The organism is Kitasatospora sp. NPDC048722 (assembly GCF_040650235.1).
Taxonomy (GTDB): Bacteria; Actinomycetota; Actinomycetes; order Streptomycetales; family Streptomycetaceae; genus Kitasatospora.
The window spans coordinates 11772-32270 of the sequence record NZ_JBEZGX010000073.1 but is presented as its reverse complement, the minus strand read 5'-3'; the positions used below and the strand labels follow the sequence as shown (position 1 = coordinate 32270).

The window sequence follows — 20499 nt, the reverse complement described above, 5'->3', positions numbered from 1 at the left end:
CCGCCGTCTCCGCTGTGCCGGTTTGACAAAGCGGGTTGCCGTGGCGGCGAATGGCGGGTATGGCCGACGACGCGGACTTCGAGAACGTCCTGAACACGGTGGGACCCCGGCTGCGGGCGTTGCGGCGGGAGCGGGGGACGACGCTGGCCAAGCTGGCGGCGGCCACCGGCATTTCGCTCAGCACGCTGTCCCGGCTGGAGTCGGGCCAGCGCAAGCCGACGCTGGAACTGCTGCTGCCGCTGGCGCGTGAGTACCGGGTGCCGTTGGACGAACTGGTCGGCGCGCCGGCCACCGGCGACCCGCGGATCCACCCGCGGCCGGTGACCAGGAACGGGCAGACCATCGTGCCGCTCACCCGCCACCTGGGCGGGCTGCACGCCTACAAGCACATCATGCCGCCGGGCCACGGCACCGGGCCCGGGCTGGAGTTGAAGGTGCACGAGGGCTACGAGTGGCTGTACGTGCTCTCCGGCCGGCTGCGTCTGCTGCTCGGTCCGCACGACATCGAGCTCGGCGCCGGGGAGGCCGCGGAGTTCGACACCCGCACCCCGCACGCCTTCGGCAACGCCGGCCCGCAGCCCGTGGAGTTCCTCAGCCTGTTCGGACCGCAGGGCGAGCGCATCCACGTCAGGGCGCGCCCGGGAACCTCTGTTCGGTAGGTTCGTTTCCTGACAGCGGGGGCTTTCCGTTCCGGACTCCCGCGGGCCGTCGGGAGGGGCCGAGGAGATGAGTGTCCAGCAGAGCGCGGAGACCGGGGACAGCGGCGGAGCCGGAGAGCGGGCCGGCGGCGGGGAGAGGGGTCGTCGGCGCAAGGAGCGAAAGAAGCGGCCCTTCTGGCAGGAGCTGCCGATCCTCCTGGTGATCGCCCTGCTGCTCTCGCTCGGCATCAAGACCTTCTTCGTCCAGGCCTTCTCGATCCCGTCCGGCTCGATGGAGCAGACCCTCGACATCGGCGACCGCGTGCTCGTGGACAAGTTCACCCCCTGGTTCGGGGCGAAGCCCGAACGCGGGGAGGTCGTCGTCTTCCGCGATCCGGGCGGCTGGCTGGAGGGCCCGCCGAAGCAGTCCGGCGACTCCGTGACGGGCACCGTCCAGAAGGTCCTGAGCACCGTCGGCCTGATGCCCTCGGCGGACGAGAAGGACCTGATCAAGCGGGTGATCGCGGTCGGCGGGGACACCGTCGAGTGCAAGAAGGGCGGCCCGGTGAAGGTCAACGGCGTCGCGCTGGACGAGCCGTACATCTTTCCCGGCTCCACGCCCTGCGACAACGACCCGGTGGGCACCGTGACCGTTCCCAAGGACCACCTGTGGGTGATGGGCGACCACCGGAACAACTCGCGCGACTCCCGGCCGCACCACAACGAGACCGGCGACGGCTTCGTGCCGGTGGACGACGTCGTGGGCCGGGCCTTCGTCGTCGCCTGGCCGGTCTCGCACTGGAGCACCCTGCCGGTGCCCGACACCTTCGACCAGAAGGGCCTCGCCGCGCCGGCCTCGCCGCGGTCGCCGCTGGAGGAGCCGTCCGTCCCCGGCGCGGCGGCCCTGGTCGCCGCCGTGCCGCTGACGGTGTGGCGGCGCCGGCGCCGGGTGCGCCGCCAGGGCTGAGCCGATCGCGACCGGGTCCGCGGAACCCCGCCCGCGCTGCTCTACACGCCTGTAGAGTTCGACGGGTGAGCTGCACGCCTGGTCGCGTGGCGCCCGACCCGGGGAGGCCGCCGGCCACGTCCGGGTCGGGAGACGGAACCGTGGTGGAGAGCAGTCCTGCGGACGGCGGGGAGCCGGACGGGCCGGACGTCCAGTGGGTGTACCAGTCGGTCGAGGTGCACCTCCCGGACGGCTCCTGGCGGCTCGGACGGATCAGCGGCTGGTGGCAGGACGCGGGCGGCGAGCGCTGGTGCCGTCTGCGCGTCACCCGCAGCGGCCGCCCGGCCGGCTGGGAGCGGTTCGACCCGTCGCGCGTGGTGCTGCTCCCGGCGGCGGGGCTGTGACCGCGGCCTGAGCAGGAGGTGTCCCGGGGCCGGCGAATGTCACGGTTCGGCCCTGGTCGTGCTGCAACCGGACCGCGGGACCTGGCGCAACCGGCCCCGTCCGTGCGAACGTCCCATCGGGCGCGGTCGACGTGATGACCGCCCACCTGCCACTCCACCATTCTCCGGGGACGACGTGAGTTCCGAGATCTACTTCAGCAGCAACTACCGCGACATGTGCGAGCAGTACGGCACCGGCGCGGGCTTCCAGTTCGAGTTCTCCTGTTACCGCTGCTCCGACACCTGGCGCTCGCCGTTCGAGGCGTTCACCACCGGCCAGGTGGCCGGGTGGATCGGCAAGGGCGTCAGCGCCGCCTGGAACCTCATCGGCGGCAACGCCAACACCATCAGCAACGCCGCCGACGGCCTGGCCGGGCACACCTGGGGCAGCGCGCGCGACGCCGCGTTCCAGCGCGCGATCACCAACGCCCAGACGCACTTCGACCGCTGCGCCCGCTGCACCCACTACGTGTGCGGTCGCTGCTTCGACCCGGGCCAGGGCCTGTGCCACAACTGCGCCCCGGACACCGCCGCCGAGGCCATGGTCGCGCAGCGGCGCGGCCTCAACGACATGGTGTCCGAGCGCGCCTACAGCGTCGGCCAGCAGTCCGGTGCGGAGTTCGACGTGAACGCGCGCCGGCAGCTGGTGTGCCCGCAGTGTTCGGCGGAGACGCACGGCACGCCGTTCTGCCCGGGCTGCGGGCACCGGCTCGCGCAGCCGGCGGAGTGCGCGAGCTGCCACAAGGAGGTGCCGGACGGTTCGGCGTTCTGCCCGTCCTGCGGCACCAGGCGCTGACGGCGGGGCAGTTAAGCGGCGGGCAGTTGACGGCGGGCGGCTGAAGCGGGGGAGCGGGGGAGCGGGGGAGTCGGCGAGGTGCGCTCCCGGATTCGTTCCGGGGCGCACTCGCGCGATTTCCGGCCGCCGGACGGGAACCCCGGGGCCCGGGCGCGTCGTCATTCCCCATGGTTGACGCCCGGGCAGGACCCGGGCGCCGAAGTACGAGGAGCACGATGACTCACCGGATCGCACGTTCGATGGCCGGCGCCCTGGTGGCGCTGCTGGCCGCCCTCGGCCTCGGCGCCGTGGCGTCGAGCGCGTCCGCGACGGCCGCACCGCGCCCGGTGGCGGTAGCCCGGTCCACGGTCGCCCAGTCCACGGCCGGTCAGTCCACGGCCGGTCCGGCGACCGCGCACGCCGTGACGGCCACCGCCCGGTCGCAGTCGGTTGCCCAGTTGGCGGCGCCCCAACCCCAGCAGAAGAAGAAGTCCGGGTTCTTCGCCAAGCTCGGCAAGTTCCTGCTGGTCGTGGTCATCCTGATCATCCTGCTCTTCGTGCTGCTGATCATCGGCATCATCTACTTCGCGAAGCGGATCTTCAGCCGCCGCCGCTGAGCGGCTCGTGGCACCGACTCCGCGCCGCCCAGGGCCAATCGCTCGCGATTGGCCCTGGGCGGCGCGGTCGTCCGGGACCAGGATGGCGGCATGAGCGACTTCGACCGCACGCTGCGCCCCGAGAGCCGGATCGTCCACCCGCCCGTGGCGGAGGTGAACGGCAGCCGCCCGATGGGCGTGCCGCTGCACCAGAGCCACCTGTTCGCCTTCGAGACCAGCGACGCCCTGGTGGAGGCCTTCGGCGGCCCCGGCGGGGCGTTCTTCTACAACCGCTACGGCAACCCGACGGTCCGTTCGCTGGAGGAGGCCGTCGCCGGTCTCGAAGGCGGGACGGGCGCGATCGCCACCTCCTCCGGGATGGGCGCCATCAACACCGTGCTGCTCGCCCTGCTGCGCTCCGGGGACCACGTGATCGCCCAGCGCAGCCTGTACGGCGGGACGTTCGCGATGCTGGCCGACCTCGTCGAGCGCTGGGGCGTCGAGGTCACGCACGTCGGGGGCGACGACCCGGCCGAGGTGACGGCGGCCCTGCGGCCCAACACGCGGCTGCTGCACCTGGAGACGATCTCCAACCCGACCACGAGGGTCACCGACCTGCCCGGCCTGATCGCCGCGGCGAAGGCGGCCGGGGTCGTCACCGTCGTGGACAACACCTTCGCGACGCCGCTGCTGTGCCGGCCGATCGAGCACGGCGCGGACATCGTGATCCACTCGGCCACCAAGTACCTCGGCGGCCACTCGGACGTCCTGGCCGGGCTCGCCGTCTTCGCCGGCCCGGAGCTGCACGAGAAGGTGTGGCACCATGCGATCGAACTCGGCGCCACCGCCGACCCGTTCGCCGCCTGGCTCACCCTGCGCGGCCTGCAGACGCTGGCGCTGCGGGTCCGCCGCCACTGCGACACCGCCCTCGACCTGGCCGGCCGCCTCGCCGCGCACCCGGCGGTGACCGCCGTCCACTACCCGGGCCTGCCGGCGCACCCCGACCACGAGCTGGCGCTGCGCCTGCTGCCCGAGGGGCACGGCGGCGTCCTCGCGTTCGACCTCGCGGGCGGACGGGAGGCGGCCCGCGCGTTCACGGAGTCCGTCCGGCTGGCCTCGCTGGCGCCGTCGCTCGGTGGTGTGCACACGCTGGTGCTGCACCCGGCCAGCACGTCCCACCGGCAGCTGTCAGACGCCGAGTTGGCGGCGGCCGGGATCGGCGCGGGGACGGTCCGGGTCGCGGTGGGCATCGAGCACCCCGAGGACCTGTGGGCGGACCTGGAGCAGGCGCTCGCGAAGGCGTAGGGCGAGGAGTCGGTCAGCGCGGCCGGGGCCGGGCGGCCAGGAGCGCGATGTCGTCCTCGGCCGCCGTCGGCGCGATCGAGTGGAGGAGCGCGTCGAGGAGGTCGTCCAGCTCGCCCGCGGCGGGCAGACGGAGGTCGGCGAGCCGCGCGAGCGAGACGTCGATGTCCTCGCCGCGGCGCTCGACCAGGCCGTCGGTGTAGAGGAGGAGGGTCTGGCCCGGGCTGAGCGGGTGGGTCGCCTGCTCGTAGCCGCCGAGTCCGGTGCCGAGCGGCGGGCCGGTGGGGATCCGCAGGAGTTCGGTGGCGCGGCCCGGGGTGATGAGGGCGGGCGGCAGGTGGCCCGCGCTGGAGAGCGTCCAGCGGCCGCGGCTGGGGTCGGCGAGCACCAGGAGGCAGGTCGCCGGGCGGGCGGAGTCGTTGGCGGAGATGACGGTGTCGAGCTGGCGCAGGATGCGGTGCGGCGGCAGGTCCATCCCGGCCACGTCGCGCAGGGTGGAGCGGTAGTGGCTCATGTCCACCGCCGCCTCCACACCGTGGCCCATGACGTCGCCCATCACCAGCAGCGTGCGCCCGAAGGGCAGCCGGACGCTCTCGTACCAGTCGCCCCCGACCACCGAGGTGGTGCCGGAGGGCAGGTAGCGGGAGGCGAGGTCGAGGTTCTGGTGCGGGTTGCCGGGCTCGCTGAGCAGGGCGCGCTGGAGTTCGAGCGCGATGCCCTGGGAGCGGGTGTAGCGGCGGGCGTTGTCGATGCTCGTGGCGGCGCGGCCGGCCAGGTCGCCGAGCAGCTCGGCCTCGTCGGCGGTGAAGGCGGGCACGGCGTCGGTGCGGCCGAGGGTGAGCAGGCCGACGACGTGGCCGCGGGCGGTGAGCGGCAGCACGAGCAGTGCGGTGAGGCCGGCGGCGGCGTCCGTTCCGTCGGCGAGCACGGCGATGCCGCCCGCGAGGCTGCGCGCGCCTGGTGAGCCCTCGCGGTGGCGGACGGACTCGCCCGGTCGGGGCAGTTCGTCGAGCGCGGCCTGGAGCCGCAGGACGGACTCGGCGGCGGCGCGGTGCAACCGTTGGGCGCCGCCCCGCCCGGCCCGGTCGGCGGTGGCCTCGGGCGGCAGGACGTCGACGGTGGCGAACTCGGCGAGCCGGGGGACGGCGAAGGCGGCGAGCTCGGCGCAGGTGGTGCCGACGTCGAGGGTCGTGCCGATGCGCTCGGCGGCGGCGTCGAGGAGGGCGAGCCGTGTGCGGGCCCGTTCGAGCTCGCGCGGTTGCTCGCGGTCCGGCCCGGGGTCGTCGAGGACGGCCACGACGACGCCGGCGGGCCGTCCGGCGCGCTCCAGCGGCCGGTAGCGCACGCGGAGGCCGGGTGGGACGGGCGCGCCCGGGGCGTCGGGGCCGCCGGTGACCTGTTCGTGGTCGCGGCCGTCGGCCAGCACGCGGCGCAGGGCGTCGGTGGCGCCCGCGAAGGCGGTGGCGTGGGCGGGGTGGCCGAGCAGGTCGGCGGGCTGCAGGCCGGTGACAGCGGTGAAGGCGGGGTTGGCGTACTGCCAGCGCAGGTCGGCGTCGAGCAGGGCTACCGCGACGGGGGCGGCGGAGAGGACGTCGCGGTGGAGGTCCGGCCCGTTGCTCCCGGGCGCCGGGCCGGAGCGCGCGGCGGGGCCGGTCGTCGCTGCTGCCGTCGCGGACCGGGGCTCGGGCGTGGCGGACGGGCCCGGGCCGCCCGGGGCGGGGTCCTCTGTTCGGTGGCCGTGCCGGAACTGCATGATCCCATGATCACGCCCTGTGGCGCGGCACGCCCGGAGGAGGGTGAAACCTTGACTGGGCGGAGGCGCGGTCGTGACCGGCCCGATGGATTTCCGCACGCGTATTTGCGTGTGCGCACACACAACGATAGAGTGCGTGCACACGCACACAGTCGCGGAGCCCGTCCCGTCGGTGCACCACCAGATGCAAGAGGTATCGATGAACACCACCACCGCCCCGATCGCCCTCATCACCGGCACCTCGTCCGGCATCGGCCTCGCCGCCGCCGTGTCCGCCGCCCGGGCCGGGTTCCACGTGATCGCCACCATGCGCGACACCGGCCGCGCCGGTGCGCTGCGCGCCGCCACCGAGGAGGCGGGCGTCGCGGAGCGCGTCGAGGTCGAGCGGCTGGACGTCACCGACCCGGCGTCCGTCGCGGCCTGCCTGGACGCCGTCGTCGCCCGGCACGGCCGGCTCGACGCCGTCGTCAACAATGCGGGCGCCGGGCGGGTCGGCACCATCGAGCAGGACGGGATGGAGCCGGTCCGGTTCACGATGGAGGTGAACTACTTCGGCGTCGTCGAGGTCACCCGGGCCGCCATGCCGCACCTGCGCGCCAGCGGTGGCCGGCTCGTCACCGTGACCAGCGTGGGCGGCGTCGTCGGCCAGCCGTTCAACGAGGCGTACTGCGCCTCGAAGTTCGCCGTCGAGGGCTTCATGGAGTCGTTGGCCCCGGCCGCCGCCTCCGTCGGCGTGCACGTCAGCGTGGTCGAACCGGGCGCGGTGGCCAGCGAGTTCATCGGCAACCAGGCCATCGACGTGCCCGCCCTGCTCGACGCGGCCGGCCCGTACGCCCCGGCCCTCGGCGCGTACGTGGACCGCACGCTCAAGGCCTTCGGGCAGGCGCAGACGCCGGAGGAGGCCGCCGCGCCGGTCGTCGAGGCGCTGACGGCCGAGCGGCCGGCGTTCCGGATCCAGACCTCGGCGGCGGCCCGGGCGTTCGCCGGCACCAAGCTGGCGGACCTCGACGGCTCGGCGGTGCAGACGATGACGGGCGGCTGGGTCGCGGGCTGATCCCGACCGCAGTCGGTGCGGCCGCCCTCCCGTCGCGCTTGCGGCGGGAGGGCGGTGTGCGTCACCCGGTCGGACGGGGCGGCGCCCCGGACGCACGGTCAGGCGGTGGCCATGGTCAGGCCGTAGGTCTGGAGGACCGGCTCGACGGGCTGGAAGTAGCCGGTGCCGCCCGAGGTGCAGTCGCCGGAGCGGCAGATCGACCTGCCGATCGCGGTCCCGGTGGAGCCGGAGACCGTCACCGCGCCGCCGGCGTAGTCGTCGAGACCCCCGCGCCCGTCACCGCTCGGGCACGAGGGGGTGTGCGATTGGCGGACGCGTGGGGGTGCGGAGGTGTGAAGGGGCGTGCGTGGCATGCGCGAGGCGCTCAGGGCGCGTGGTTGGCGGGAAGCCGGGATGGTCAACGCCCGGTAGTCGGCAGGTCTCGATCCGCCAACGAGTGTGCGGTCCGTGCCCGGACGGTGAGGGAGTTCTGCTTGACTCGCTCATCTCTCCCACCTCACCCGAACCGGAACGGAGCCCTCTCCCCTCATGCCTTCACGGATACGCGTGGGCCGCAGCGGTGGTCGCCGGGGCGCGGGTCTGGCGGCCTTCGCCGGACTCGTCCTCACCGTCGGGCTGGCGCTGACGGGTTGCGACCCCTCGGCAGCGGACGCCGGCGCCAAGGCCTCGGCGTCGCCCACCCCGACGGCCACCGTCGCGGCGACCCCGGCGCCGACGACCACGCCCGCACCCTCCGCCCCTCCCGCTCCGCCTGCGGTGACCACGCCGGCGGCCGAACCGACGACGGCCGCCGCGCAGTCGCCGGCCCCGCCCCCCACGCACGCACCGGCGCCCGCTCCCGCGAGCAAGTCGCCGGCGGCCAAGGCGCCGCAGCCGCAACCGCAGCCCAAGGTGACGACGGCCCAGCCGCCGACCGACCCGCAACCCCCGCAGCCCGCGGCCGCCGGTGGCGGCGGCTGCGAGATCCGTTCCAACGCGGGCAACTGCTACGCGGCCGGCCAGTTCTGCCGCGACGCCGACCTGGGCCTGAGCACCCACGACGCCAACGGCCGGACGATCACCTGCCGGATCGTGAGCGGCAAGCCGCACTGGCAGGCGTGAGAGAGGATCGTGCCGGTTGCGCAGGAGGTCGGCCCGGCCGACCTCCTGCGCATCGGTCGCTGCCGGCGATGGGACGAGGACGACTTGACGGGACCACGCGGGACCCATGGGATGCTGCACCACGTCGAGATCTGGGTGCCGACCTCGACCGGGCGGTGGCCTCCTTCGGCTGGCTGCTGGAGGCTCTGGGCCACACGCCGTTCCAGCACTGGAGCAACGGCCGCAGCCGGCGGCTCGGCGCGACCTACCTCGTCGTCGAGCAGTCCCCGGCCCTCACCGCCGACGTGCACGACAGGTGCCGCCCCGGGCTGAACCACCTGGCGTTCCACGTGAGGGACGCGCGCGCCGTGGACGAGCTGGTTGCGGAGGCGCCCCGGCACGGCTGGCGCCTGAGGTTCCCCGACCGCCACCCGCACGCCGGCGGCGAGCAGACGTACGCGGCCTACCTGGAGAACACCGACGGCTTCGAGGTCGAACTCGTCGCCCTCCCCTGACGCTCAGCTCCACCGGACGTGGAAGTCGGTGGGCAACAGGCGCAGGGCGTCCAGTTCCCCCGCGAGCCCGGGCGCGGCGCCCTCGATCCGCTCGCCGTCCACCAGCGGTGCGGAGCTGTAGATCTTGCGCAGCGAGAAGTCCCACCCGCAGCCGTCGTCGTCGGACGCGTGCCCGACCGTGACCTTCAGCCGGTGCGGCTCGTACCGGATCATGCCGCTCTCCGTCCGGGTGGCGGCGCAGGCGTCGAGCGCGGACCAGAACCGGTGATCGGTCATCCGGGCGAGCCGGGCCGGGTCCAGCCCGGTGTCGTCGAGCAGCCGGGCCGCCAGCCGGCGGACCACCGAGACCGGCCCCACGTTGTCCCACGAGGTGTGGAGCCGTGCCTCCGCACCGACCAGCCCGACGAGCGTGGCGGCGGTCTCGCGGTCTGCCGACACCGCCGAGTCCACCAGGCGGAGGCGCCCCAGAAGAACGGCCGGATCGACGTCGAGCCGTCCGGCGGCGCGCCCGCTGCGCACGTAGGAGTCGAGGTGGTCGAGGTTCAGCAACCCGGAGCGCCCGGTGAGTGGCGAGAGCGGTTTCCCGTCGAGCAGGGAGACGACGGCGTCGGCATCGACCCCGTGCTCCTCCAGCACGCCCCGGATCGGCTCGGCCCGCAGCAACCGCGAGCCGATCGCATGATGGTCGAGCCCGCCGAGGCCTTCGAAGGTGTGGCTCAACGGCAGGTGTCCGATGTCGTGCAACAGCGCCGCGATCCGCAGGAGCTCGTCCCGAGGCCGGAAGCGCACGACCAGCGCGAGCACTCCGAGGGTGTGCTCAAGCCTGGAGTACGACTGCAGCGTACTGATCGCGGAGGCCCCGCCGTGCACGACGAAGTGCAGCCGCCGCAACGGCTCGCTCCGGAGCAACTCGACTTCCACGGGCCTGAGTTCGACGGGCACCCGCCAGAGCGGATCGGTGAACACCGGGGTCGCCCCCACGACGTTGGTCGGCGCGGCCGGTACGGTCTGGTCCGTGTGAGCAGGCATCGGGCAAATCTAGGAAACGACCCGCCGAACCCGCCACTCCATAATCGGGCGGTGGGCCGGGGGTAGCGTGTCGGGTGAGTGGAGGGGGTTCCGGCATGCAGGTGGAGCTGGGGTACGGCCGTCTGGGGAGTCTGTTGACGGCGATCGGGGACCGGGAGCTCGGCTACGGACGGTTCGGAGCGAAGCCGCAGTCGCTCGGGGCGTGGGGGCTTCGGTACGACCGGCTCGGGAGCCGGCTGACGGGGGTCGGGGACGTGGAGATCACCTACGACCGGATGGGGAGCCGGATGCGTACGGCGGGTGGATGGACGCTCGAGTACGACCGGATGGGCGGGCGGCTCTGCCGGGTCGGGCCGCACGACCTCGACTTCGACCGGATGGGCGGTCGGGTACGTGCGGTGGGTCCGATGAGGCTCGACTACGACCGGCTCGGCGGTCGCCCGCGGCGCGTGCAACTGCCGGACGGGCACGGGCCGTTGTCGGACGACCTGGTTCTCGCGCTGTTCCTCGTCCTGTACTTGCAGGAGGAGACGCGGAAGCGGCGGTCGGACTGAGAGGCCCGCTCATGCATGATGACGGGATGATATCCAGCGACCAGCGCTTCCACGTCATCGTGCTGTCGAACTTCGCGAGGGGCTTCGACAAGTACGCGTTCGCCTACGGCAAGGCGGGGATCCCGGAGAGCACCCATCCCGACCGGTTCCACCTGCTGACCCGTGCGGAGCTGCGCATCGGTGTCGGCAAGGCGCGACGCCTGCTGGAGCGTCTGGCCATTGCGGGCGACCGGCTGCTGGTGCTGGAGACCACCGTGGATCCCGACAGGCTGGTGCCCAACGTGTCGACCGGCCTCGGCATGGAACTGCACGAGGCCCGCATCCGGTTGTCGGCCGTCCACGAGCTCGACCAGGCCGGCGACGAGTACACCCTGCGCCCCACGACCGTCGAGGACGCGATGGCGGCGTCCCTGCACCTGCAGGCATCGGCACACAGACCCTACGCCGACCTGCGACCGCGCTCGGTCTCCGTTCTGCCGGTCGCCTCCGCCTGCCAGGCCCGGTGTTCGTTCTGCTTCTCCGCGGCCTCGATCTCCAGCGACCAGGCGCCGGCCCGGGTCCCGTGGGGCGAGGTCGCCTCCTGGCTGGAGCGCGGCCGTGCGGCGGGTGCCGAGCGTGCGGTGATCACCGGGGGCGGGGAGCCCACGCTCCTGCCGTTCGAACAGCAGCTGCGGCTGGTGTCCGCCTGCTCGGCGGCCTTCCCGAAGGTCGTCCTGATCACCAACGCGCACACCCTGGCGGAAGGCGGGCACGCCGACCGGGCCGGCCGATTGGCGGCCCTGAGCGCCGCGGGCCTGGGCGTGCTGGCGGTCTCCCGGCACCATCAGGACGACGACGTCAGCGAGCGGCTGATGACGCTGCGCACGCCGGTGAGCTCCGTGGCCGAGACCTGGCGCGTGGAACGCGACCGCTGGCCGGGGCTGCGGATGCGGCTGATCTGCGTGCTCCAGCACGGCGGCGTGGCCGACGAGAGCGGCGTCGCCGACTACCTCTCGTGGGCCGCGGCCCTCGGCGTCGACGAGGTCTGCTTCAAGGAGCTCTACGTCTCCACCAGTACCGAGTCGCTCTACTTCGACCGCGCCGCCAACGTCTGGAGCCGACAGCACCAGGTCCCGCTGTCCGTCGTCACCCGGTTCGCCGAGCAGCGCGGCTTCGACCTGGCGAGCCGCCTGCCCTGGGGCGCTCCGGTCTACCACGGCAGCTGGGAGGGCCGGTCGATGCGGATCGCCGCCTACACCGAGCCCAGCCTGCTCTGGGAACGCACCAGCGGGATCGCGCGCAGTTGGAACGTCCTGGCCGACGGGCGCTGCTACGCCTCCCTGGAGGACCGGGCCAGCGAGATCGTGCCGGAAGGAGCACCGGCATGAGGTTCGACGAGTTCCAGGAACTCCGGCAGCGGCGGCTCGGCGCCACCCCGTCGCTCCTGGACGCGGCCGAGACCAACGTCTACCGGGCGCTCGCGCCGCTGCGACCCGAACCGCCGGCCGGGCCGGGCACGGTGCACCGGTGCGACCTCGCCCGTGCCTGGCTGCGGCGGTACGAGCTGCCGGAGGAGTGGTCCGGCCGGGCCATGGTCTGTCGAGGGGTCCGGCACGGGCTGGGCGTGGTGTTCGACTGGCTGCACGCCGGGCAGGCGCGGTTGTGGCTGCCCAGCGACGTGTACCCGGTGTACTTCGAGCTGGCCCGCACCGCGGGCCTGTCGCCCGCGTCCTACCCGACGCTTCCGGCGCCGGTCCTGCCGACGTCGCCGGCCGACGACCGGCCCGAGTACCTGCTGCTCGCGAACCCCAGCAAGCCGCTCGGCCGGTACCTGACCGATGCCGAGTGCGCCGCGGTGATGTCGTGGCTGCGGGGGTCGCCGCGCCGCCGCCTGCTGATCGACGGCGTCTACGACCTGGGAGCACCGTTCGCGGCCGGTACACGGCGACTGCTGGACACCGGTCGTGCCGTCCTGCTGCATTCGGTCACCAAGGGGTGGCTGTGGCCGCGCACGTTCGGTGTGGTCCTGCTGGGGCCGGAGCACGCCGAACTGGCCGAGGCGTTCCGGGCGGACCCGCCGACGCCGGCTCAACTGATCCTCGCCGACCGCCTGCTGACCGAGCACGGTGACGTGCCCCGGCGGGTCGTCGACGAACTGGCAGCACGGGCCGAGCGGTTGTTCGCGAGGCTTCCGGCCGACGTGTCCGGGGCCATTCCCGCGGCGACCCGGACGTGCCCCGGCAACTACTTCTTCCCGGTCGGGATCCCGGCGGAGACGCTCCGGCGCGAGTGCGGCGTGCTCGCCGTGCCGGCCGGCGTGTTCGGGGAGAGCGACTGGTCCGGTGCCGTCCTGACCAGCCTTGCCGATGCGTTCGGTGCGGGGTCGAGTTCACGAACCGCCGTCTGACGGCGCGGGCGTGGCCAGGGTGTTCCAGAAGAGGTGTTCGTAGGCCTGGAGCAGGAGGGCGTGTTCGCGGGCCGCGGTGAGGGTGCGGTCGTCGAGGGGGTGCGGGCCGAGGGATTCGGCGGCCTGTTCTTCGAGGGCGGTCGCGGGCTGGGCGAAGAAGTCGAAGAACGCGCAGGCTTCGTCCGGGAAGCCGTAGTGGCGGCGCAGGGCCTCGGCGATCGTGGCGCAGTAGCCGCCCCAGGCCGCGAAGTTCGCGACGAGGGCGACGGCTGACGCGGACGGCTGCGCGTTGAGGGCGAGCCAGGCGAGGTACGCGGGGTAGGCCTGGCAGCCGGCGAGGGGCGGGTGGTGCGCGAGTCCGTCGGGGTCGACGCCGCAGGCCGAGGCGAGGGTGGGGAGGGTGCGGAGCGCGGCGCTCTCGCCGTCGGCCAGGGCGGCGAACCAGGCGCCCGCCGGGTGGTCGGCGCAGCGGGTGGCGAGGAGGAGCAGGCTGCGCCGGTCGGAGGTGATGATCCGGTGCTGCTGGGCGGCGAGTTCGGCGAGGGCGGTGAGCGGTGCCCGGCCGTCGGCGAGGGCCGTGACGACGGCGGGGGCGGTGTCGCCGGGCGCCAGTTCGGCGCGCAGCCGCTGGATCTGGGCGAGGATCGGGTGGTTCACCTGGTGCCTCCGTGGACGGGTGCTGCGGTGGGGCGCTGGTTGCTGCGGCCCCGGTGTCCCTTCCTATCGCCTCGCCGGGGGCCTGGTGCGGCGACAGGCCGGGCGGGCGGCGGGCGCCGCCGCACCCGGCGTGTTCGTCGGCGCGGGCCGTCAGGACGAGCCGCAGGCGGTGGCGACGTCGCCGGCGGCGCTCGCGATGGCGCCGAGGTCCGGCTGCCTGCCGTTGTCGACGGCGTTCTGCGCGTCGTCGATGGTCCTGGACAGCTTGTCGGTGGCCTTGTCGAGCTTGCCGTTGGTGCCGCTCTCGCGGACCTTCTTGACGTCGTCCTTGATCTTCTTCAGGGCGTCGAGCGTGTGCTGCCGCTTGCTGTCGTCGGTGATCTGCCCGACGTTGATCGCCGAGTCGGCCAGGTCCTGGACGTCGCCGGTGACGCTGATGGCCCGTTTCCCGCAGTCGAGCGCCTGGTCGGCGTCCTTGCAGGCGCTGAGGAGCGGGGCGGCGGCGAGCAGTGCGACCGCGGCGATCGTGATCCGGTACGGCTTCCTTGTCATGTCGGTTCCCTCCCGTCCTCACCAACGCCGAAACGGGCTGCGGCGGTTCCGTCGCCCTCGGGCGGCGGTTCAGGCGCCGCCCGCCGTGCCGGAGCGGGCGAGGACGGCCGCCGCGAGGTGGTCGCGGAACCAGCGGTGGTCCGGGGCGGCCGAGTTGCGCGGGTGCCAGGCCATGCCCAGGTCGAGCGGGGCGAGGTCGAGGGGGATGGGGAAGGTGCGCAGGCCGAGGGCGGTGATGGTGTCGGGGAGCCAGCCGGCGAGGCTGAGTGCGACGAGGTCGGTGTCGCGGGCGAGGAGCATCGCGCTCGTGTGGCTGGGGACGACGACCGCGACGCGGCGCCGCAGGCCCTTCCCGGCGAGCGCGCGGTCGATGGGGCCGAGGCGCCTGCCCTGGCGGGAAACGCCGATGTGGTCGGCGGCGGCGAAGTGGCGGGCGTCGACCCGGCCGTCCTTCCGGCCGCTGAACAGGGGGTGGCCGGCCCGGGCGACGCCGACCAGCGGGACGCGGGTGAGCGGGCGGGTCCGGATCTCCGGGTCGAGGTTTCCGAGGACGCCGAGTTCGACGTCCACCCGGCCCTGGCGGAGCGCGGGCCCGTCCTCCAGGGCCTCGGGGAGGAAGACGACGTCGACGTGCGGGGCCTCGGCGCGGATCCGGTCGGTCAGCGTCCCGGCCAGGCCGACGAGGAGGAGTTCGGAGGCCTGCACGGTGAACGTGCGGTCGAGGTGGACGGGGTCGAAACCGGCCCCGGGCCGCAGGACGTTGTCGCAGGCGCGCAGCAACGCGCCCACCTCCTCCCGGAGTTCGAGTGCGCGCGGGGTCGGGACGAGCTCCTGGCCGGCGCGGACGAGCAGGGGGTCGCCGACGGCGCGGCGGAGCCTGGCGAGCGTGCGGCTGGCCGCGGCGGGGGAGGTGCCGAGGCGTTCGGCGGCGCGCGTCACGCTGTTCTCCTGGAGCAGTGCGTCCAGGGCCCGCAGCAGGTTGAGGTCCATGAGTGGCTCCTGAGCCGGGTCTTTGCATCTGAAGCAAGGATTGCGTGTTCATCTTTGCATTGTCGGTGGGTGCGGCGGACGGCGAGAGTGGAGCTGTCCAGGGAGGCGCCGCCGAAGAGCGTCTTCCCACTCCGATCAAGGAGTTCCTCATGCAGCAGTCATCCCGCGGAGTCCGTGAAGGCCGCGATGGCGACGTCCTGGCGGTCGTCAGCCAGAGCGGTCCGACCGTCTCGTTCTTCGACGCCGCCACCGACCGGCTCCTCGGGACGGTCGAAGTCCCCGCCGAGCCACACGAGTTGATCTTCGACCCGGCCCAGCGCCTGCTGTGGTGCACGACGGCGTACCACTCCGGCTACTACCATGTGAACAGCGGCCGGAGCACGAAGCTGACCGCCATCGACCCGGACACGCGGCGGATCGTCGAGGTCGTCGACCTCTCGCCGGAGCACGGGCCGCACGGGCTCGCGCTGGACCCGGCGCGCCGCCGGCTCTACGTCAGCGTGGAGGGCTCGGAGGGGCGGCCCGGCGGCGTCGTGGTGGTCGACACGGTGACGCGCCGGCCGGTGGGACGGATCGACACCGACGCGCCCGGCCCGCACTGGTTCGCGATCGACCCGGCGGGCCGGACGGGCTTCGCCACCAACAAGGAGGCGCCGTTCGTGTCGGTCGTCGATCTCGACCGGGGCGTCCTCACGGCGAAGGTCGGCGTGCCGGGCAGCGAGGGGCTCGCGGTGTCCGCCGACGGTGCCCACGCGTTCGTCGCCGCGCCGTACGCGTCCTTCGCCCCGGGAGAGGGGGAGCGGCCGGTGAACGGGATCCGGGTGATCGACGCGCTTTCGGCGTCCGTCGTCGACGTGCTGCCGACCGGCGGCGTCGTCCTGCCGGTCCACCTGACGTCGACGGGCCGGCTGCTCGCGGGCGAGCTCCGGATGGAGGCCCGACCGGGGGAGCGGCTGGGCCGGCACCTGCCGGGGCGGCTCACGGTGTTCGACGCGGGGGCGCGTGAGCGGGTGGGGTCGGTCGAGGTCGGGCTCTTCCCGCTGACGATCACCTCCTCGCCGGACGGCCGGCTCGCGTACGTCGCCAACGTCGTGTCGTCCACCGTCGACGTCGTCGACCTGGAGACGCTGGAGCGGGTGTCCCGGCTGGACGTCGCCCGCAACGGCGAGCCCGGGGCGCACGGTCTGGCGTACGTCCCGCGTCCGGCCTGATCCGCGCCGCCGACGGCGAGGGGGTCGGGGTCGGGGCGGTGCCCGGGTGCGGACGGTCCCGGTGGTCGAACTGTGCAGCACAACTGTGCAGGTGAACTGTGCAGCAAGGCTGGACAGTCTGGGCTGATGAAACTACCGTGGACGGCGTGAACGAGAAACCTGCCGACGTCGGCGAGTCCGCCGCGCGCGCCGCCCGGGAACTGCGCACGCTCCTCACCCGGTTGCGCCGTGCCCTCAAGGAGGCGGACGACACCACCGGCCTCACCCCCTCCCAGACCTCGGTCCTCAGCCGGCTCGTCGCCGACGGGCCCGCCTCCGCCGCCGCGCTGGCCGCCGCCGAGCGGGTCCGCCCGCAGTCGATGGCCGCGACGCTCGCCGTGCTCGTCGAGCGCGGGTACGTCCAGCGCCGTCCCGACCCGGAGGACGGGCGGCGGCTCCTGGTGGGCCTCACCGGGGCCGCGCGCGCGATGATCGCGGACAGCCGTCAGGCGCGCGAGGAGTGGCTGGCGCGCGCCCTCCAGGACGGCTACACCGAGGCCGAGCGCGCCACCGTGCTGGAGGCGCTGGCCCTGCTCGACCGGCTGACCGTCCGGTGAGCGGCGCCGGGGCCCTGCTCACCAGGATCCGGTCGATATCCCGTGGCGGACAACGGCCGTTCCGGGAGGGGGAGTTCGACCGGCGGCTGATCGCCCCGATGGTCCTCGGCTCGGTGCTGAACCCGGTCAACTCCTCGATGATCGCCGTCGCCCTGGTGCCCATCGGCGCCGCCTTCGGAGCCCCGCCCGCGGAGACGGCCTGGCTCGTCTCCGCGCTCTACCTCGCGACCGCCGTCGGCCAGCCCGTCATCGGGCGGCTGGTCGACACCTACGGGCCCCGTCGCCTCTACCTCGCCGGGACGTCGCTGGTCGGCGTCGCGGGCCTGCTGGGCGCGCTCGCCCCCTCGCTCGGGCTGCTGATCGCCGCCCGGGTGCTGCTGGGCCTCGGCACGTCGGCCGCCTATCCGGCCGCGATGCACCTGACCCGCAGCGAGGCCGTGCGGACCGGGCGGGACAGCCCGGCCGGCGTGCTCACCGTGCTGGCCGTCGCCAACCAGACGGTCGCCGTCATCGGCCCCACCCTCGGCGGGCTGCTGATCGGGGCCGGCGGCTGGCGGGCCGTCCCCGCCGTCAACGTGCCGCTGTCGGTGGCCTGCCTGGTCCTCGGCGCGGCCCGCCTGCCGAGGCGCCCCGCCCGCGCGCGGCGCACCTCCGCCCGCCTCGACGGCGCCGGGATCGCGCTCTTCGCCGCCGTGCTCGTCGCCCTGATGCTCTTCCTCGCGAAGCCGCAGGCCGCCCGCTGGTACCTGCCGGTGGCCGCCGTCGCCGCCGCGTGCGCCTTCGCCGTACGGGAGTTGAGCGTCCGCGATCCCTTCGTCGACGTGCGGACGCTCGCCGGGAACCGCCCGCTGGTCGTCACCTACCTGCGCCAACTCCTCGGCTACACCGCCTCCTACGCCTTCCTCTACGGCTACACCCAGTGGCTGGAGGAAGGCCGCCGGCTCACGCCCTCGGCCGCCGGACTGGTCCTGCTGCCGCTCTCCGGCGCCGCCCTCGCCGTCTCCGCCGCCACCGGCCGCAGCACGGCCGTCCGCGGCAAGCTGGTCGTCGGCTCCTTCCTGCAACTCGCCGCCTGCTCGGCGATGTCGCTGGTCGGATCCGGGAGCGGGATCTGGCTGCTGGTCGCCGTCGGGACACTCGCCGGGATCCCGCAGGGGCTCGTCGGGCCGGCCAACCAGGCCGCCCTCTACCACCAGGCCGACCCGGCCCGGATCGGCGCCACGGCGGGCCTGCTGCGCACGTTCACCTACCTCGGCGCGATGGCGGCCTCCGCGGCCGGCGCCGCGTTCTTCCCGCACGGCGCCACCACTGCGGGGCTGCACCACCTCGCGCTGTTCATGCTCGGCGGTGCCGCCCTCTTGCTCGCACTCGTCCTGCCCGACCGCTCGCTGCGCCGGCTCGCATCGGCTGCGCCCAACTGATGCAAAAGCAAGGGGAGTTGCTCGCCCGCTACGCCTCGTCGAGGCTGGTGCGCCACGCGTGGACGTCAGGGGAGAGCTCGACGGCCTCGGTGGGGCAGCCCTCCCGGACGAGCTTCAGGAGGGCGTGCTGCTCCTCCAGCCAGCCGGGGGCGGGGGAGAGGATGAAGCGCAGGGTCACGCCGGAGTCCTCGGCGTCGGAGACCGTGACCCAGACCCCACCTGGCCGGCCGGGCTCGACCCGAAGCTCCGGCCCGTGTTCCTCGTCCAGCCAGCGGACCGCCTCCCGGCGGGAGAGCCGTTCCAGGGCGGCCTCCCATTCAATGAGGTGATGTTCCGTCAGGACCGTCACGAACCGGGCGGTCAGCGCCTCGGTGGTGGCGACGATCTCGCAGTCCAGCCGGCCGTGTCCGAGCGGCGTGACCGGGGCGTGCCGGCCGAGGATGCGGACCAGCAGGCTCTTCCCGGCGCCGCCCTGGCGGTCGGCGAGTCTGATCAACTCGTTCTGCTGCGAAGCGACTTCACTCATCGTGCACTCCCGGTGACAGCCTTCCAAAGGTGCTCATCCTCGCGCAGGTGTTCGCCCGACGCCAATCCCGGTGGTGGCAAAGGTCGTTGTGGGCGCACGGGCGGCCCGTTCGGTGCGGGGGCCGGACGGGCCGCGCTCGGAAGGGCCTCAGCGGTGTTCCGGGCGGCCGGTGATGGCCGTGGTGAAGATCGGGGTGCCGTGCTGGTGGCCGGTCACGACGGCGGTGAGCGCGTCGGGGTCCTCGGCGCGGGTGAGGCGCGCGGTGACGATGGTGGGCGCGTCGTGCTCGGCGTACCGGTGGTAGGTGGTGTTCATGGTGGTCGGCGCGACCGTGACCGGGGAGGTGAGGGCGTTGGCGGCCTGGCGAGCGGCCTCCAGCAGGACCATGCCGGGGATGTGGTCGATGGCGTGGTCGAAGAGGATCGGGTGCCACGGGTCGGGCGTGAGGTGCCAGGTGTCGGGCTCGTCGGACGGGGTGAGCACGACGTCGGCGGGGCGCAGTCGGCCGACCCGGGCGGGTGGCAGCGGTGGGTCGGCCGGGGCGGGCGCGGGGACGAGGCGGTCGGACCCCGGAGCGTCGGCGGTCCTGCCGGCGCTCCGCAGGCGCCGGTACGTGGTGTCCGAAACGGTGGTGAATCGGCCCTGGCTGGTGGCGGCCACATGGGGGCCGCGGCGCACGGTGACGGACATGGTGAAGTCGATCGTGCTACGGCCTCTGTGGCGTGGCACGACTCTCGCTTCGAGGGTGAGGTCGGTCGGCGTCGCACCGATGGAGAGGTGCCGGGGGCGGGCGGTCACGTCGAGGTTCCAGATCATGAACTTGTGGTCGAGGGGGACGCCGAAGCGGGTGTGGGCGAGGTAGAGCGCGGCTTGGCGGGCCGTCTCGGCGGCCTGCATCGGGTCGTGCCGGGTGCCGTCCGGCGTGCTGAAGAAGGTGTGGGCTCGCGGCCACTGCGCGGTGACCGTGAACGTGGTGTCGGTCAGCTGCTCACTGCCGGTCAGGAAGACCTCGGCGTGGCAGGCGCGGTGGACGTACTCCTTGGGGACGGTGGTGGTCAGTTGGGGCGTCGAGCCGGTCGGGTGGTCGGCGGGCCGGGAGGCGGACCCGGCATGCGCGGGCCCGAAACCGGGGAAGCCAGTGGAGAGGTCGTCCGGAAGGTCGTCGGAGAACCCGGAGAAGAGCCCGGTGGAGAGGCCGCGGGGAAGACCGGCGGCGGCGCCCGAGGGCGCGGGGGCACGGTAGGCAAGCTGGGTCATGGGAGCGCTCCGAAGGGCCGTGGCGGGCGGGAAGGGCTGCTCAGGGCTCGTAAGATACGTACCTTCCGGTTTGGTTTTCAAGGAGTCCGGCCCACGGTTCGTCGGCGACCCAGCGTTGTGGTTCCTCTGCTCCGGGGGCGCACCGAACCGCCCGGGAGTCCGGCGTCGGCGGCGTGCGGGCGTCTGACCTGCGGTGAGTTCGTCAGGACAACAACACT

The 20499-nt window shown here is 73.7% G+C and carries 22 protein-coding genes and 1 pseudogene; 15 read left to right on the top strand and 8 right to left on the bottom strand.

The window, feature by feature from the left end; genetic code table 11:
- The first annotated feature begins 59 nt into the window (after positions 1-59).
- From AB0C76_RS35880 to AB0C76_RS35855, 6 genes are all read left to right on the top strand, one after another.
- Complete coding sequence (locus AB0C76_RS35880; RefSeq protein WP_359973761.1) at positions 60-659, top strand: helix-turn-helix transcriptional regulator; 600 nt, start codon at positions 60-62, stop codon at positions 657-659.
- Positions 660-726: 67 nt separating this feature from the next.
- Positions 727-1605 carry a signal peptidase I gene (gene lepB / locus AB0C76_RS35875; protein ID WP_359973759.1) on the top strand — a complete coding sequence of 293 codons (879 nt, stop codon included), beginning with the start codon at positions 727-729 and terminating at the stop codon, positions 1603-1605.
- A 143-nt stretch (positions 1606-1748) separates the two neighbouring features.
- Positions 1749-1988: a hypothetical protein gene (locus AB0C76_RS35870; protein WP_359973757.1), complete on the top strand. Its 240-nt coding sequence runs from the start codon at positions 1749-1751 to the stop codon at positions 1986-1988.
- A gap of 175 nt (positions 1989-2163) precedes the next feature.
- The gene (locus AB0C76_RS35865; RefSeq protein ID WP_359973755.1) at positions 2164-2823 is read left to right on the top strand and encodes a zinc ribbon domain-containing protein; all 660 of its coding nucleotides are present in this window, start codon (positions 2164-2166) and stop codon (positions 2821-2823) included.
- A gap of 215 nt (positions 2824-3038) precedes the next feature.
- Positions 3039-3419, top strand: a complete 381-nt coding sequence (locus tag AB0C76_RS35860; RefSeq protein ID WP_359973753.1) for a hypothetical protein — start codon at positions 3039-3041, stop codon at positions 3417-3419.
- A gap of 90 nt (positions 3420-3509) precedes the next feature.
- Positions 3510-4703: an aminotransferase class I/II-fold pyridoxal phosphate-dependent enzyme gene (locus AB0C76_RS35855; protein WP_359973751.1), complete on the top strand. Its 1194-nt coding sequence runs from the start codon at positions 3510-3512 to the stop codon at positions 4701-4703.
- Positions 4704-4716: 13 nt separating this feature from the next.
- On the opposite strand, the gene AB0C76_RS35850 is transcribed toward AB0C76_RS35855, so the two are convergent.
- Positions 4717-6453, bottom strand: coding sequence for a SpoIIE family protein phosphatase (locus AB0C76_RS35850; protein ID WP_359973749.1), 1737 nt, complete (start codon positions 6451-6453; stop codon positions 4717-4719).
- A gap of 199 nt (positions 6454-6652) precedes the next feature.
- Between AB0C76_RS35850 and AB0C76_RS35845 the strand changes: the two genes are divergently transcribed.
- Entirely contained in the window at positions 6653-7507 is an 855-nt protein-coding gene (locus tag AB0C76_RS35845) for an SDR family NAD(P)-dependent oxidoreductase (protein WP_359973747.1), read from the top strand.
- A gap of 98 nt (positions 7508-7605) precedes the next feature.
- Here the strand turns inward: AB0C76_RS35845 and AB0C76_RS35840 are convergent, their stop codons facing one another.
- Positions 7606-7860: a hypothetical protein gene (locus tag AB0C76_RS35840; protein WP_359973773.1), complete on the bottom strand. Its 255-nt coding sequence runs from the start codon at positions 7858-7860 to the stop codon at positions 7606-7608.
- A 175-nt stretch (positions 7861-8035) separates the two neighbouring features.
- Between AB0C76_RS35840 and AB0C76_RS35835 the strand changes: the two genes are divergently transcribed.
- Positions 8036-8608, top strand: coding sequence for a hypothetical protein (locus AB0C76_RS35835; protein WP_359973745.1), 573 nt, complete (start codon positions 8036-8038; stop codon positions 8606-8608).
- 111 nt (positions 8609-8719) lie between these two features.
- A pseudogene (locus tag AB0C76_RS35830) lies at positions 8720-9102 on the top strand (VOC family protein).
- 3 nt (positions 9103-9105) lie between these two features.
- On the opposite strand, the gene AB0C76_RS35825 reads toward AB0C76_RS35830, so the two are convergent.
- Positions 9106-10131 carry an HD domain-containing protein gene (locus tag AB0C76_RS35825; RefSeq protein ID WP_359973743.1) on the bottom strand — a complete coding sequence of 342 codons (1026 nt, stop codon included), beginning with the start codon at positions 10129-10131 and terminating at the stop codon, positions 9106-9108.
- A 95-nt stretch (positions 10132-10226) separates the two neighbouring features.
- Here AB0C76_RS35825 and AB0C76_RS35820 point away from each other — a divergent pair, with 95 nt between their 5' ends.
- The 3 genes from AB0C76_RS35820 to AB0C76_RS35810 are packed head-to-tail and all read left to right on the top strand — an operon-like array spanning position 10227 to position 13071.
- Positions 10227-10685 (top strand): hypothetical protein, encoded by a 459-nt coding sequence (locus AB0C76_RS35820; RefSeq protein ID WP_359973741.1) that lies wholly within the window; start codon positions 10227-10229, stop codon positions 10683-10685.
- Positions 10686-10711: 26 nt separating this feature from the next.
- The gene (locus AB0C76_RS35815) at positions 10712-12052 is read left to right on the top strand and encodes a radical SAM protein (protein WP_359973739.1); all 1341 of its coding nucleotides are present in this window, start codon (positions 10712-10714) and stop codon (positions 12050-12052) included.
- A complete protein-coding gene (locus AB0C76_RS35810) occupies positions 12049-13071 on the top strand; it encodes an aminotransferase class I/II-fold pyridoxal phosphate-dependent enzyme (protein WP_359973737.1) in 1023 nt (340 codons plus the stop codon). Before AB0C76_RS35815 ends, AB0C76_RS35810 begins: the two co-directional genes overlap by 4 nt.
- Here the strand turns inward: AB0C76_RS35810 and AB0C76_RS35805 are convergent.
- The 3 genes from AB0C76_RS35805 to AB0C76_RS35795 form a co-directional block, all read right to left on the bottom strand.
- The gene (locus tag AB0C76_RS35805; protein WP_359973735.1) at positions 13054-13728 is read right to left on the bottom strand and encodes a transcriptional regulator; all 675 of its coding nucleotides are present in this window, start codon (positions 13726-13728) and stop codon (positions 13054-13056) included. The genes AB0C76_RS35810 and AB0C76_RS35805 overlap by 18 nt on opposite strands.
- Positions 13729-13878: 150 nt before the next feature.
- Positions 13879-14280: a hypothetical protein gene (locus AB0C76_RS35800; protein ID WP_359973733.1), complete on the bottom strand. Its 402-nt coding sequence runs from the start codon at positions 14278-14280 to the stop codon at positions 13879-13881.
- Between the two features lie 69 nt (positions 14281-14349).
- On the bottom strand, positions 14350-15270 hold the full coding sequence (locus tag AB0C76_RS35795) for a LysR family transcriptional regulator (RefSeq protein ID WP_359973731.1): 921 nt from the start codon (positions 15268-15270) through the stop codon (positions 14350-14352).
- Positions 15271-15419: 149 nt separating this feature from the next.
- Here AB0C76_RS35795 and AB0C76_RS35790 point away from each other — a divergent pair, with 149 nt between their 5' ends.
- The 3 genes from AB0C76_RS35790 to AB0C76_RS35780 all read left to right on the top strand — a co-directional run bounded on the left by AB0C76_RS35790 (position 15420) and on the right by AB0C76_RS35780 (position 18498).
- Positions 15420-16481 (top strand): YncE family protein, encoded by a 1062-nt coding sequence (locus tag AB0C76_RS35790; protein ID WP_359973729.1) that lies wholly within the window; start codon positions 15420-15422, stop codon positions 16479-16481.
- A gap of 146 nt (positions 16482-16627) precedes the next feature.
- Positions 16628-17077 (top strand): MarR family transcriptional regulator, encoded by a 450-nt coding sequence (locus AB0C76_RS35785; protein ID WP_359973727.1) that lies wholly within the window; start codon positions 16628-16630, stop codon positions 17075-17077.
- Positions 17078-17103: 26 nt separating this feature from the next.
- Entirely contained in the window at positions 17104-18498 is a 1395-nt protein-coding gene (locus tag AB0C76_RS35780; protein ID WP_359973771.1) for an MFS transporter, read from the top strand.
- 28 nt (positions 18499-18526) lie between these two features.
- Here AB0C76_RS35780 and AB0C76_RS35775 read toward each other — a convergent pair whose 3' ends face one another.
- Together AB0C76_RS35775 and AB0C76_RS35770 are read right to left on the bottom strand one after the other, a co-directional pair.
- Positions 18527-19024 carry a DUF5959 family protein gene (locus AB0C76_RS35775; RefSeq protein ID WP_359973725.1) on the bottom strand — a complete coding sequence of 166 codons (498 nt, stop codon included), beginning with the start codon at positions 19022-19024 and terminating at the stop codon, positions 18527-18529.
- Between the two features lie 147 nt (positions 19025-19171).
- Complete coding sequence (locus AB0C76_RS35770) at positions 19172-20281, bottom strand: ScbA/BarX family gamma-butyrolactone biosynthesis protein (protein WP_359973723.1); 1110 nt, start codon at positions 20279-20281, stop codon at positions 19172-19174.
- Positions 20282-20499 lie beyond the last annotated feature (218 nt).